Source organism: Chitinophaga sp. CF418, from assembly GCF_900142925.1.
Lineage (GTDB): Bacteria > Bacteroidota > Bacteroidia > Chitinophagales > Chitinophagaceae > Chitinophaga.
Genome location: NZ_FRCN01000015.1, coordinates 276,903 through 291,012, shown reverse-complemented (window position 1 = coordinate 291,012; position 14,110 = coordinate 276,903). Strand labels below are relative to the sequence as shown.

Genomic DNA, 14,110 nt, shown 5'->3' with positions numbered 1-14,110 from the left:
ATCACGATGATTAGCATTTTACCAAAAGCAAGACACATTTTACCCCTCCTCTTCCTGCCACTGCTTACGCAGGCCCAGATGACAGACGATAGCCTGGCCCGCCGGGTTATCCTCATCGGAGACGCCGGAGAGTTGCACAAAGACGGGCATAACCCTGTCATAGATGCAGTGAAACAGCGTATTAATCTACAGGATGCCAGGAACACCGTATTATTCCTGGGCGACAATATATACCCTCTGGGGATGCCGGATGCCGGCTCTTCCAGGTATGATGAAGCCAGACAAATACTCGACTACCAGGTGAACCTGGTGAGAAATACCAATACACAAGCCATCTTCATTCCCGGTAACCATGACTGGAAACGCTCCAAACCGGATGGATGGCAGACAGTGATCAATCAGCAGCTGTATGTGGACTCCTTACAACTGCCCAACGTCAATTTCCTGCCTAAAGATGGCTGCCCCGGTCCGGAAGAAGTACACCTGGACAACAACACCACGCTGATCATCATGGATACCGAATGGTGGTTGTTCCCTTACCAGAAACCCGGATCAGAATCTTCATGCGATACCAAAACAAGAGAAGAGGTGCTCACTGAACTGAACGATATCGTTAGCCGTAACAGGAATAAACTGATCATCTTCGCAGCACACCACCCCTTCAGGAGTTACAGCATACATGGCGGATATTATACCATCAAACAGCATATCTTCCCGCTCACTGACCTGAAAAAAGGGCTGTACATCCCCTTACCGCTGATCGGGTCTATCTACCCTATCACCCGCGGTGTATTCGGTACCCCGGAAGATATTCCGAACCCGATCTACCAGTCAATGATCCGTGGAGTAGAAGCTGCCATTAAACCACATGGTCCGGCCATCTTCGTTTCAGGTCATGACCATACGCTCCAGCTCATCAAAGATGAACAGAACTTCTATGTCGTAAGCGGCTCAGGTTCCAAGGAAACCAGGGTAAAAAAAGGCAGTAAGTCACTCTTCGCCAGCAATGAGAACGGGTATACCGTACTGGAAATATCCAAAAGCGGCCACGTGGAAGTGAAATACTACACCGTAGATAAAACAGATGCCCCGGCATATGCCCAACAGCTATTCAGCCTGCAGGATGTACGTTCCAGCGCTATTGCCAACGCCAGTCCTTCTGCCAGCCAGCTGCCAGCTACTGTTGTCATGCCTGCCGATTCACAATATACCGGTAAGACGGGTTTCCACTACTGGCTGATGGGAAGGAACTATCGTGATGTATGGGGCACTCCGCTCAGCTTCCCGGTTTTAGACCTGAACAAGGAAAAAGGCGGCATGAAGATCCTGAAACGTGGAGGTGGTATGCAAACCCTTTCCCTGCGCCTGGAAGATAAAGACGGTAAGGAATGGGTGCTCCGTTCCCTGAAGAAATATCCGGAAAAAGCAATACCAGAGGCTTTGCGCGAAACAGTAGCCAAAGAAGTAGTGCAGGATCAGATCTCCGCCGCCAATCCTTATGCGCCACTGGCAGTGATTCCGCTGGCAGATGCTGCCGGTGTGCATCATACCAACCCCACTTTCGTATACCTGCCTAAAGACACAGTGCTGGGCATTTATGCCAACACCTTCGGGGATGATGTATACCTGTTTGAAGAGCGGGAACCGGATGTAAAGGGAAAGACACTAAGTACTCCCAAGCTACTTGAACAGCTGCAGGGTGATAATGATAATACTGTAGATCAGCCGACTGTACTGAATGCACGCCTGCTGGATCTGATGATGGCAGACTGGGACCGCCACGATGATCAGTGGAGATGGGCGGCAGAGAATAGCAAAAAAGCAAAGACACAAAAATACTTCCCTATTCCCCGCGACCGCGACCAGGCATTCTTCGTAAATGAAGGTTTCCTGCCACGCATTGCCTCCAGACGCTGGGCGATGCCCAATATCCAGGGCTTCCGTCCAAAGATCAGGTACATAGAAGGTCAGAACCCCACTGCGCAGCCTTTTGACCGTTCCTTTATGAACGAACTGAGTGAGCAGCAATGGAAAGATATAAGCAGAAACTTCGTTCAACATATCACCGATTCTGCCATCAGGGCTGCTGTGAACCGCTTCCCGGATAGCATCAGAACAGAAGTAGCCGAGCGTACTTACAATACACTGAGAGCCCGCCGGGATATACTTGAGAAAGAAGCCCTCGTATTATACCGCTTCCTGTCCAAACACGTGGAGGTAACCGGTAGTAAAAAAGATGAACTGTTTACCATTGAACGTCTGCCAGGCGGATTGATGGATGTAACGGTGACCAAGATCAACAAAAAAGGGGAACTGGAACAGGTGATCTATCACCGTACACTCGATCCTAAAGATACCCGTGAACTACGACTGTTTGGCCTCGGCGGTGAAGACAAATATGTAGTGAAAGGAGATAATGGCTCCCCTATCAAGGTGCGTATCATTGGCGGTAAGGATATAGATACTTATATCGACAGTACCGGCAGTCACGCCGGCAAGCGTATCCGCATCTATGAACTGGCCAACAGGAAAGACACTTTTGATATGCATGGCAATGACAGGCGTATCCTGTCTTCCAATCCGGACATTATCAGGTATGAGCGTACCTTCTTCCGTTTGAATTACAACAAACTGATGCCGCTGGCGTCTGCTGCCTTTAACGCGGATGATGGCCTGTCGCTTGGCGCCGGCTTCCAGTATACTACACAGGGCTTCCGTAAACGCCCGTTTGCAACAAGGCATACCGTGCTGGCAGGTCACTCGCTGGGTACCGATGCATGGCAGTTCCGTTATCTGGGTGAGTTCACCGATGCCATCGGCAATTCTGATCTCACGATCACAGCCAATGCAAAAGCGCCCAATAATACGATCAACTTCTTCGGCTTCGGTAACGAATCAGTTTTCGATAAGTCACGGACTATCCGTTACTACCGCACCCGTTTCGCACTGTTCAACATTGAGCCTTTACTGAATACCAAATTATCACGGAATGTAGAGCTGTATTATGGACCCTCACTTACCTATTATAGTCTTGATAAAGATGAAACAGCAGGACGTATTATTTCAGATTTCCCGCACAATGGACTGGACTCAGTGTCCGTTTACCGGCCAAAGTCTTATGCCGGTCTGCGCCTGGGATTAAGGATAGACACCCGTGACAATGCCCTGATACCGACAAGAGGTATCAGCTGGAATACTTCCGTGTATGGCAGCCAGGGACTGAATGAAGAGAAACGTAATTACCTGCAGGCGCAAACAGACCTGAGCATCTATACCAACTTCCATGTGCCTACCAGTGTTGTACTGGTAACCCGTTTCGGAGCGAATAAGATCTGGGGCAACTATGAATACTTCCAGGCAGCGGCGATCGGTGGTGTGCAGAATCTCAGGGGGTATCGTAATTACCGTTTTACCGGTAATGCAGCCGTGTACAACAATGTTGAGCTGCGCATTAAACTGTTTGATTTCCGTTCCTACCTTTTCCCAGCCAGTGTGGGTCTGCTTGCCTTCAATGATGTGGGCCGGGTATGGTTTCCCAGCCAAAAGTCAGCTATATGGCACGATGGCTATGGTGGAGGTATTTATTTCACCCCTGCTAATCTCGTAGTACTGTCAGCAATAGTAGGCCGTTCTGATGAAGGTGTGCTACCATATATTACTTTCGGATTCAGGTTCTGATATCCGGACAAATAACAAAGGCCCGCTCTCATGATAAGAGCGGGCCTTCTTTCTTATATTAAATCCTACAGTCCTAATCCATATTCACCTTCACACGTACCGCCCTCAGACCGCTTACCCCTTGCAGGTCTTCCAGGTCCAGCATTTCCACTTCAGATGCTAATATTCCTTTATTCTGCAGGAAGGTGATATACTTCAGGTATTCTTCCATTTCTTTCGCATAGGCATATACGATAGAAATAGTACCGGGTTGCGTCAGGCGTTTACCAGTCTGGCGGATATGTACTTTATCAATCCGTTTCTTCATGATCTCATAACGGATGTTATAAGCGCCCTCCACATCAAATCGGCGTTCATCCTGACGGAAGCTGATATCTATCGGATTGCTGTGCACCAGGATCAGCTGTGTGGTCTGTAAAGGCACTTTCAATGTGTCTTTCAGTTTATTCGTCATCTTCGCGATCTCTGCCATGGAAGAAAGTTGCCACAGACGGAGGTTACGCAGGTACAGCAGATCGAACTTACGGTTCTGGGCAATAGCCTGTCCTATATAGATATTGTACTCCACACCATCAGTACGGTACTTCTCAAAATAACAAGGGAAAGAATGCTGAATGTTCTCTTTCTCCTTATCCAGGTATTTATTGATCTTGGCATTGATCTTCGCCAGGCTCTCTTCATATTCCTGACGGTGATGCAGGATATGACCTTCTGAAGTATCTACCAGGGAGAAATACCGTTCCAACACCGGCTGCAACTCAGAATGACTTTCATGCAGATGACGGAACAATGGTCCGATCTCTTCATCCAGATAGTTGTTGGTCTTCAGCTCATCTTCTGACAGCATGCCACTGGTGATACCGGTGATCAGCTCATCGTTTTTGAACTTCAGTTCCTCCAGCAATGGCAGATAGATCGTATTGCCGATATAGTCAAGTGTTTCCCTGATCAGCAGTAACTGTTCCCGCAGGTCTTCATGGATCGCATTGCTGCGTTCTGTAGAAGAGTTCCTGATGTCAACAGCACCGTATAAAGGATAGACATCTTCAAAAGAAATGTTCCCGATGTCCTTACGATCCTCTTTTGGTGTATGCAGATAATGCCAGGCGGCATCTGTAAACTTCCACTCTACCGCAGACTGGAGGGCGGTGAACTGCTCCTTGATAACCTGGACGATGCGGTTATTCACGATATCGGCCCCTCTTGTCAGTAGCATCATCACCTGCTGATGCGCAGGATACGCTCTGCCAATAGTTTCTGCAGTGATCTTATTCGGCTGGGAAGACGCTATTTCGACAATACCCAGCAGTTGACCTTCATACCATATAGGCGCCATCAGATAGCTCCTGATACCTTTCAGTGGCAGGTAACGCAGGAAAGGATAAGATAGCAAAGTAGCATCTGTCACTTCCGGGATCAGCAAAGGATCTTTCTGTAACATCAGATGTTCCAGCAGTTGCTGAAATAATTGCTGCTGTTGTTTGCCATTATTGATCACGCCCAGCATGATGCCGCTTTCGCAAAGCTCACACTCGAGCACATACTTACCATTGATCTTAGGGATGGGAACAATATGCACGCTGACATCTTCCTGCTGTATCAGCGACTCCAATTCCTCTTCCGTCCGGCGGTAGGTTTGTTGTTCATTGCCGTCGTGCATGTTGAGGATCAGGTTCTTCATGGTGTTCTGCACCTCATCCTTTGTAACATCCTGTATGGTCCAGATCACAAAACCTTCCAGCGCAAAATTGCTCAGCGGCAGCAGTTCCTGTAAAGTTTCAAGTGAGAAATGCTGCTGACAGATATTATCATATCTCAGGTTGGGGATTTCTCCTTTTACTTTTACATCTACGAAGCGGGCATCAATATGCAATTTCACATACTTCTTCAACCCGTTACTTTCAGGCAGGGTTACATGATGGATGATCTCATTCTGATAATCCATCGGGAACCCATAGACTTTTTCAAGTAAGAGCTTGTATAACCATTCCAGTTTGTCTCTTTTTACTTTCTCAACAGAGATGCCATCCGGCACAGCCAAAAGCTTATCGCCGTTAGCGGCAAAGAGCTTCTTAAACAGGTCGGAGTAGTAAAAGATGGCAAACTTGTGCGGAACGCCTATGCCATATATATCCTTATCCATGTCAACAGTGACAGGGAAAATGGTGGCGATAACGAGGTCGAGATACTCCTGGTAAGCAGACAGATCGTCCGCACCGGCGATGGGGCCCAATAAAGCAGGGTTACCTTCAAACTGTTTCACTATCTTCTGATAGTAAGCAGCACGCGCATCCGATGTCTTAGCAGCCTTTTCTTTCAGAAACTTAACGTAAGGTCCAAATGAGATATGGCTGTCTATCATTACTTCCTCTTCCCTGAACACCTCGGAGTTAGCAGATAAAACTTTCATAAACTATAATGTGTAAAAAATACTCATCCTATACTTATATAACAGACGAATGGGATAATAAAATATTTTATGGCTAGCAGAATAGACAGTGTGCAGGTAAAAGCAGGATCATAGCGAATGATTCTGCAAATTTATGTTAAAACTTGTTACAACACTTCAAAAAAAATGCAGATTTGCTTATACAAATCTGCATTAGTAAGTTAAGTATTAACTATTTAGCTATTATAACTCAATCTGGTTACGCAGCAGGTCTTCCAGCGTGTCCCGTTTACGGATCAGCTGTGCTTTGCCGTCCTGCACCAGTACTTCGGCCGGTTTCAGGCGGGAATTAAAGTTGGAGGACATTTCAAAGCCATAGGCGCCGGCATTGTAAAATACCAGGTAATCTCCTTCTTTCACCTCATTTATTTTACGGTCCCAGCCGAAAGTGTCTGTTTCACAGATATTTCCCACCACGGTATAGATGCGCTCCGTTCCTTTTGGATTGGAAATATTACGGATCAGGTGGAAAGCGTCGTAAAACATTGGCCTGATCAGGTGATTAAAGCCTGAATTCACCCCGACGAACACGGTAGCTGTTGTCTGCTTGATGATGTTGGCTTTCACGATGAAATAGCCGCACTGGCTTACCAGGAACTTGCCTGGCTCAAACCATACCTGTAAAGGACGACTATAGGTCTGGCTGAATTTATTGAAGGCGTCTGACAGCTTTCTGCCCAGCTGGTTAATATCTGTTTCCGGATCACCGGCCTGATAAGCCACTTTAAAGCCGCTACCCAGGTCAATGAATTCCAGGTCAGGGAAATGTACGGCCTGTTCGAACATGATCTCCACGCCGCGCAGGAATACGTCCACATCCTTGATCTCAGAACCGGTATGCATGTGCAGGCCCGTCACTTTCAGCTTGGTACTTTTCACGATACGCTCGATATGGCGCAACTGGTGAATGGAGATACCGAACTTGCTGTCCACGTGCCCGGTAGAGATCTTATAGTTCCCACCAGCCATGATATGCGGATTCAGGCGGATACAGATAGGATAAGTATCACCGAAACGATTTCCAAACTGTTCCAGGATAGAGATATTGTCTATATTGATATGAACGCCCAGTTCTTTTGCAGCGATGATCTCGTCCAGGTCCACACAGTTGGGGGTGAAGATGATGTTATCGGGTGTAAACCCGGCTTTCAGCCCCAGCAACACTTCCTGGATGGATACGGTATCCAGTCCGCAACCCAGAGAGTTGATATACTTCAGGATGTTGATATTGGTAAGTGCTTTACAGGCGTAGAAAAAGCGGGCATCCGTTTTATGGAAAGCGCCTTGCAGCTTTTCGTACTGGATCTTTATTTTTTCAGCATGGTATACATACACCGGTGTTCCAAATTCTTCTGCCACTTTCACGAGGAAGTCGGCTGAGAGAAGATCGCTTTGCTTAGACATTTATGGATAATGATTTACAAATTTTCACATGCAGACAGCTGGTTTTCTGCAAAGGCTGCCTGAAAAGTCTGCGAATTTACTACTGAAACCGGAGATTTTTATAAATCTTCTTCTCCGCCCATGAAGTCGTCCAGCTCGCGGCGTTCCTTTTTGGTCGGACGGCCGATCTTGCTGGGACGCTTACCTGTCTGGAACACAGAGGCCTCGCGTTGCTGCTGCTTATCTTCTTCAGGGGTGATATCATTGTAATACTTTATCGCTTCTGTGAATTGTACACGGTTAGCCAGCAGGCCGGTCACCTGTATCACCCACTTACGGCCTTCCGTTCTGATCTCGTAAACGTCGTTTATGGCTACGGAACGGGCAGCTTTTACCGCTGCTCCATGCATTTTCACCCGGCCTGATTCACAGCCTGCAGAGGCCAGAGAGCGGGTCTTAAAGATCCTGATAGACCAGAGGTACTTGTCAATACGTACTTTTTCTACTTCTTTCATCTTTGAGATATGTATAAGGCCGGCCCGTTAGTAACGAGCCGGCCTTCAAATTTATCAATAAATAGCGTTATCAGGCTATTTGCTCATTTCTGCGAAATACTTGTGGAAGTATGGGATGGTCTCAATTCCTTTGTAGAAGTTGGCCAGGCCATACTTTTCGTTTGGTGAGTGCAGGTTATCACTGTCCAGACCAAAGCCCATGAGGATGGTTTTCAGGCCCAGTTCCTTCTCAAACAGCGCTACGATAGGAATACTTCCACCGCCGCGCATTGGGATAGGACCTTTACCGAAGGTGGACCTGATAGCTTCGCTGGCTGCCTTGAAAGCAACATGATCTGTAGGGGTTACGTAAGGGCTGCCACCATGATGGGTGGTAACCTTTACTTTCACGCTTTTCGGAGCGATCTTTTCAAAGTGCGCCTGGAACATTGCGGAGATCTCTTTCCAGTCCTGATTTGGCACCAGGCGCATGGAGATCTTGGCAGAAGCCTTGGATGGCAGTACTGTTTTAGAACCTTCTCCGGTGTAACCACCCCAGATACCGTTCACTTCCAGGGTAGGACGGATGCCGGTACGCTCGATAGTGGTATATCCTTTTTCACCCCACAGTTCATCCACACCCAGGTCAGCTTTATATTCCGCTTCGTCAAAAGGAGCGGCGTTCAGTGCTGCACGTTCTTCTTTTGTCAGCTCCTGCACTTTGTCATAAAAGCCGGGGATGGTGATGTGATTATTTTCGTCGTGCATGGAAGCAATCATCTTACACAGAATGGTGGCCGGATTGGCTACCGCACCTCCGTAAACACCGCTGTGCAGGTCACGGTTAGGACCGGTCACTTCCACTTCCATATAGGAGAGACCACGCAGACCGGTATCCAGTGAAGGATTTTCCAGGCTGAGCATGGCAGTATCGGAGATCAGCACTACGTCTGCCTTCAGTCGCTCTTTATTCTCCTTGATGAAGATGCCCAGGTTAGCAGATCCAACTTCCTCTTCTCCTTCTATCATGAATTTGATATTGCAGGGTAGGGTATTGGTTTTGGACATCGTTTCAAATGCCTTCACGTGCATGTAAAACTGTCCTTTATCATCCGCGCTGCCGCGTGCATAGATCTTTTCGTCTTTTATAACGGGTTCAAAAGGCCCGCTATGCCAGAGTTCCAGCGGATCTGCAGGCTGTACGTCATAGTGTCCATATACCAATACGGTAGGCAGTGCAGGATCTATGATCTTTTCTCCGTATACTATAGGATGGCCCGCAGTAGGGCAAATCTCCACTTTCTCGGCGCCGGCTTCCTGCAGGCGCAGTTTCACAGCTTCCGCACAGGCTTTAACATCCGGGCTGAATGAGGAGTCAGCACTAACAGAAGGGATGCGCAGCAATTCCAGCAGTTCTTCGAGGAAACGATCTTTGTGTGTAACCTGGTAATCTTTCCAAACTTGCATGTTCCAGTAAATTAACTTTTAGAAAGGTGCAATTTAAGGGAAAGTCGGAAATATTGATTTGTCTGTTTCAGCTGATCAATTTGAACACATTAACACCGCATTAACAATTTTGTTGAACTTTTGATCGAACTTAACTATATCAAAACCGGTATACACTACACCAATCCCAAATAGTATGCAAATCAGCGAGGACATTACAATGTTATCTGCCCTCCAGAAAGATAACAGAATTGAGGCTTATCAATACTTCTTCATGAAATACTATAAGCCCCTTTGTTTTAAAGCCTGCCAGATGCTGGGGAACCAGGAGCGTGCGACAGAGGTAGTGCAGGAATTATTCATCGAAGTATGGAAAAAAAAGATCTACAGGCAAATAGCCCATTCTCCCGGAGGATTCTTTTACCAGTTGTTATATGAACGATGCCAGAGGATACAACAGGCAGCACCCAGTACTTGTCCGCCCTGCCGGACGGGACCTGCTCTTGTACCCCAGGCATTATCCTCGCAACTGGCAGTATTACTCGACTCGTGACCCATTATTTTCAGAACACAACTATATATCACCCTCAATAATCCTCTCAGCACAAGATGAAATACGACCAAGAGTATATATACACATTACTCCTGCGTAAGCAACTGGGCGAATTAAGTGAAGTGGAAGATACGTTGCTGCAAAATGTCATACACACCGATGAACAGGTTCGTAAATGTTATTATGAACAGGAAGAAGCTAAGCTATATACTGACAATGCTTTTCTCGACGATCTGCGGATAGAACATGACTGGTGTAAAGTAGCAGCTATCCTGGCCCCTAAACCCTTACACACGAGAATCTTTTTGTTTGCAAAACGGCATAGCGCTGTTGCAGCAGCCTTTATTACGGGTGTTGCATGTACAGGCAGCTGGCTGGCCTACCAACAGGGCTACTTCCAGGCGCCGACCGAAGCGCCGGCGTATGCCTCCATGGTATATCATCAGGCGCCACCGGTAGTAAAGAAAACAGCACCGGCTGCCCAGGTATTACCGGCTGACACCACCGTTTGCGTTACAGCTAACCCTGTACTTATTGCCGGTAATATGCCAGCAGTAACCGATGAAGATACCGCGGCCGCCGCCGCAGGCATACATCTGGTGGGCAAACAGATCACGCACGACAGCATCTACCAGAGCAGTACCATTGAGTGGAACACACTAACGGTGCCGCCCAGAACCGATTACAGGATAGAACTATCCGACGGAACGGAAGTACACCTGAATGCCAGTTCCTCCCTACGGTTCCCGTTCATATTCCCTGGCAGGACCCGGGAGGTTTACCTGGAAGGAGAGGCATTCTTCACCGTAGCGCATGATCCAAAGCACCCTTTTATTGTGCATACGGGTACCACTTCCGTAATCGCGCTGGGCACGGAGTTTAACGTAAATTCTTACGATCATAACATCATCACAACCTCCCTTGTCACGGGCAGTGTGGTAACAGATGTAGGTGATAGTCTGGATGTAACCCTGAAACCGGGTTATGAGGCCATTTACAAGCCGGGCGAACGTTTTAAGGTAAAACGTTTTGACGAGAATGTTACCCTGGGCTGGAGAGACGGGATCTTCCGCTTTCAAAATAAACCGCTGGAAGATATAATTCCGGTCATGAAACGCTGGTTTGGCCTGAAGGTATCATTTGCAGCACCTGGTATGGCCGACCTGCTTATTTCCGGTGATCTTGATAAGGATAAACCCGTTGCTGACTTTCTGAACGCAATCTGCCGGGAAAGAGGTCTTGACTGCAAGATCTATGACGGCACCATTCACTTTACCGTCCAGAAACAATAGGCGGAGAACAAATCAGGAAATCAGTTTCTGCCGTAGCAGGAATTCAAGTTTCTCGTTCACATCCAGCAACTTGGCTGTTAGCTCTTTATTCTCTTTCCGGAGAGAGTAAACTTCGTATGCCTTATCTATATTCTGCTTCAGCTCATCATCGTTCCAGGGCTTAGAGAAGTATTTGTATACCTGCCCTTTATTGATGGCATCTATTACAGCATTGATATCAGCATAACCGGTTAACAACATCCGGATCGGTTCCGGATATTTATCGAGAATGGATTCGAAGAATTCTATTCCCGTCATTTTGGGCATCCGCTGATCAGAAATGATGATTTGTATTTCCTGCTTGGCCAGCACCTCTTCCGCCTCCTCTGCCGAAGTAGCCGTAAACACTGTGTAGAGCCTACGGAAGGATGCCTTAAAAGCATTTAAATTGTGTATCTCATCATCAACATACAGGATATGGATGTGTTGTGCACTCATTGACGCTGCCTTGGATTTCAAATAATTAAAAAAACGCGTTACAAACGAATGAAAGAAGGATAGACACTGAAAAACAAGCGCTTATATTGGACCCATCATGGATAACTTCTTTAGATACAAGCTGTTCCGTACCTTGCTACCGTGAAATATTAGTAAAATTATAGAGAAACGCACACACCGCTGCCGTTTTTTTTGACAATGACGATATCTTTTCTGTGAAAGTGAAATAACGCCGTTTTATCGTTTCCCACTACGCCCTTGAAGATTAAAAAAAAGCAACTATGTTTGCTCTTGCTATCCAGTTTATTTCATGGAGGTCTGACCGGATGCCCCCAAATTGCATTCTAAGTTACGATAAACCAAAGTGATATAGTACTGTTGTATTTTAAACTGCAAACCATAGATTAAACTTAAATCCTTATTGACATGAAAAAAAACACGCTTGTTATCTTAATTATCATAGCCGTAATCGTAATACTCGGCGGTTGTGGTGTTTCTAAATATAACAGTATCGTGGGACTGGATGAATCTGTAAAAACATCCTGGGGTACCGTGCAGAGCCAGTATCAGCGCAGATCAGACCTTATCCCGAATCTTGTTGCAACTGTAAAAGGTGCTGCCAACTTTGAGCAGGAGACACTGACCCGGGTGGTAGAAGCACGTGCCAAGGCTACATCCATCAACGTGAATCCGGAAGATCTTACTCCTGAAAAAATGCAGCAGTTCCAGCAGGCGCAGGGTCAACTCAGCACCGCGCTGGGAAGATTACTGATGGTAACCGAAAACTATCCTACCCTGCAGGCTAACCAGAACTTCCGTGACCTGCAGGCACAGATAGAAGGTACAGAAAACCGTATCGCTGTTGCCCGCAAAGACTTCAATGAAACTGCAAGAGTATATAACAGCACCATCCGTACTTTCCCGAACAATATCGTGGCAGGCTTCGGCGGCTTCCGGCAGAGACCTTATTTCGAGGCACAGGCAGGTGCAGAGAATGCTCCTAAAGTGCAATTCTAAACACAATCCTGTATGAGCATATTCCCATTCAAAAAAAAGGAACTCCTGACAGAAGCTGAAAAACAACAACTGGTGCAGGCTATACGTGATTCCGAAAGGCTTACCAGCGGAGAAATCAGGCTGTATGTGGAAAGCCGTTGCAAGTACGTCAGCCCCATGGACCGTGCACAGGAAATATTCCTGCAGCTGGGCATGGACAAGACCAAACGCAGTAACGGTGTGATTGTGTACATCGCTATGAAAGACCGCCAGTTTGCCATCCTGGGAGACCGGGGCATTCACGAGAAAGTAGGCGGCGACTTCTGGGTAAAAGAAGGAGAACTACTGGTCAGCCATTTCCAAAAGAATGACTACGTTGGCGGTATTGAAGCCTGTATCAGGGAAATAGGAGAATCGCTTTGCAAGTATTTTCCTTTTGAAGGGGACGATGACAATGAATTACCCGACGACATAGTGATTGGAAGATAAGCGGCGGGTGATAATCCTCCGCACTGAAAAATTTTATATGATGAGGAAAATATGCTGGTTATGGCTGGTTATACTGTTGTTCACCGGATGGCATGTACAGGGGCAGGATATTCCGCCCCGTCCTAATCCTCCACGGCTGGTAAATGACCTGGCAGGCGTATTGTTGGGCGACGAAGCAGAAACGCTGGAGCATAAGCTCCGCGCCTATTATGATAGTACCTCTACACAGATCGCGATCGTAACGATGAACACCATCGGCGACTACGAAAGCAGTGAAGTGGGTTTAAAGATCCTGCGTGATTGGGGTATCGGTACCAAAGGCAAGGACAATGGTATCCTGATACTGGCTGTCATACAGGACAGGAAGGTACGTATCGAGACCGGCTATGGCATGGAAGGCGTAGTGCCTGACGCTATCGCCAACCGTATCATAGACGAAGCGCTCAAACCTAATTTCCGTCAGCAGCACTACTACCAGGGCTTTGACGAAGCAACAGACAAGATCATTGCAGCTGCTGCAGGAGAATACAAAGCAAGTCCCGGCAGCCGCGGAGGCAAAGGGAAAGGCAGCAATGCGCTGTTCATGATCATCTTTGTTATTATCATCATTATCCTTATCATGAGAAACCGCGGTGGTGGTGGCGGCACTACCATCAGCAGAAGAGGTTCCGGCGGCTGGATAGGCCCTATAGGAGGCCTTGGCGGCCTGGGAGGCTTTGGCGGTTTCGGTGGAGGTGGAAGTTCCGGCGGTGGCTGGGGCGGTGGTGATAGCGGAGGCTTCGGTGGCTTTGGCGGTGGCTCCGGAGGTGGAGGTGGCGCCAGTGGAAATTGGTAACAACATTAAATACCTTAT

At 47.4% G+C, this 14,110-nt stretch carries 11 protein-coding genes; 6 read left to right on the top strand and 5 right to left on the bottom strand.

Annotated features, from left to right (window positions below; translation table 11 throughout):
- Window positions 1-6 precede the first annotated feature (6 nt).
- Window positions 7-3,678: a BamA/TamA family outer membrane protein gene (locus F3I09_RS28960; protein WP_149698543.1), complete on the top strand. Its 3,672-nt coding sequence runs from the start codon at window positions 7-9 to the stop codon at window positions 3,676-3,678.
- A 73-nt stretch (window positions 3,679-3,751) separates the two neighbouring features.
- Here F3I09_RS28960 and F3I09_RS28955 read toward each other — a convergent pair whose 3' ends face one another.
- From F3I09_RS28955 to F3I09_RS28940, 4 genes are all read right to left on the bottom strand, one after another.
- Window positions 3,752-6,088, bottom strand: a complete 2,337-nt coding sequence (locus F3I09_RS28955) for a GAF domain-containing protein (RefSeq protein ID WP_149698542.1) — start codon at window positions 6,086-6,088, stop codon at window positions 3,752-3,754.
- A gap of 222 nt (window positions 6,089-6,310) precedes the next feature.
- The gene (gene lysA, locus F3I09_RS28950) at window positions 6,311-7,531 is read right to left on the bottom strand and encodes a diaminopimelate decarboxylase (protein ID WP_149698541.1); all 1,221 of its coding nucleotides are present in this window, start codon (window positions 7,529-7,531) and stop codon (window positions 6,311-6,313) included.
- A gap of 98 nt (window positions 7,532-7,629) precedes the next feature.
- Complete coding sequence (locus F3I09_RS28945; protein WP_149698540.1) at window positions 7,630-8,025, bottom strand: RNA-binding S4 domain-containing protein; 396 nt, start codon at window positions 8,023-8,025, stop codon at window positions 7,630-7,632.
- A gap of 75 nt (window positions 8,026-8,100) precedes the next feature.
- On the bottom strand, window positions 8,101-9,471 hold the full coding sequence (locus F3I09_RS28940) for a dipeptidase (protein WP_149698539.1): 1,371 nt from the start codon (window positions 9,469-9,471) through the stop codon (window positions 8,101-8,103).
- Between the two features lie 175 nt (window positions 9,472-9,646).
- Between F3I09_RS28940 and F3I09_RS28935 the strand changes: the two genes are divergently transcribed.
- A complete protein-coding gene (locus tag F3I09_RS28935; protein ID WP_149698538.1) occupies window positions 9,647-10,003 on the top strand; it encodes a hypothetical protein in 357 nt (118 codons plus the stop codon).
- Window positions 10,004-10,059: 56 nt separating this feature from the next.
- Complete coding sequence (locus F3I09_RS28930; RefSeq protein ID WP_149698537.1) at window positions 10,060-11,295, top strand: FecR family protein; 1,236 nt, start codon at window positions 10,060-10,062, stop codon at window positions 11,293-11,295.
- 12 nt (window positions 11,296-11,307) lie between these two features.
- On the opposite strand, the gene F3I09_RS28925 is transcribed toward F3I09_RS28930, so the two are convergent.
- Complete coding sequence (locus tag F3I09_RS28925; RefSeq protein WP_149698536.1) at window positions 11,308-11,772, bottom strand: response regulator; 465 nt, start codon at window positions 11,770-11,772, stop codon at window positions 11,308-11,310.
- Between the two features lie 426 nt (window positions 11,773-12,198).
- Between F3I09_RS28925 and F3I09_RS28920 the strand changes: the two genes are divergently transcribed.
- From F3I09_RS28920 to F3I09_RS28910, 3 genes are read left to right on the top strand one after another with little or no spacing between them, the layout of a single operon-like run.
- Window positions 12,199-12,789 carry a LemA family protein gene (locus F3I09_RS28920; RefSeq protein ID WP_149698535.1) on the top strand — a complete coding sequence of 197 codons (591 nt, stop codon included), beginning with the start codon at window positions 12,199-12,201 and terminating at the stop codon, window positions 12,787-12,789.
- 12 nt (window positions 12,790-12,801) lie between these two features.
- Window positions 12,802-13,257, top strand: a complete 456-nt coding sequence (locus tag F3I09_RS28915) for a TPM domain-containing protein (protein WP_149698534.1) — start codon at window positions 12,802-12,804, stop codon at window positions 13,255-13,257.
- 37 nt (window positions 13,258-13,294) lie between these two features.
- Window positions 13,295-14,092: a YgcG family protein gene (locus F3I09_RS28910; protein WP_149698533.1), complete on the top strand. Its 798-nt coding sequence runs from the start codon at window positions 13,295-13,297 to the stop codon at window positions 14,090-14,092.
- Window positions 14,093-14,110 lie beyond the last annotated feature (18 nt).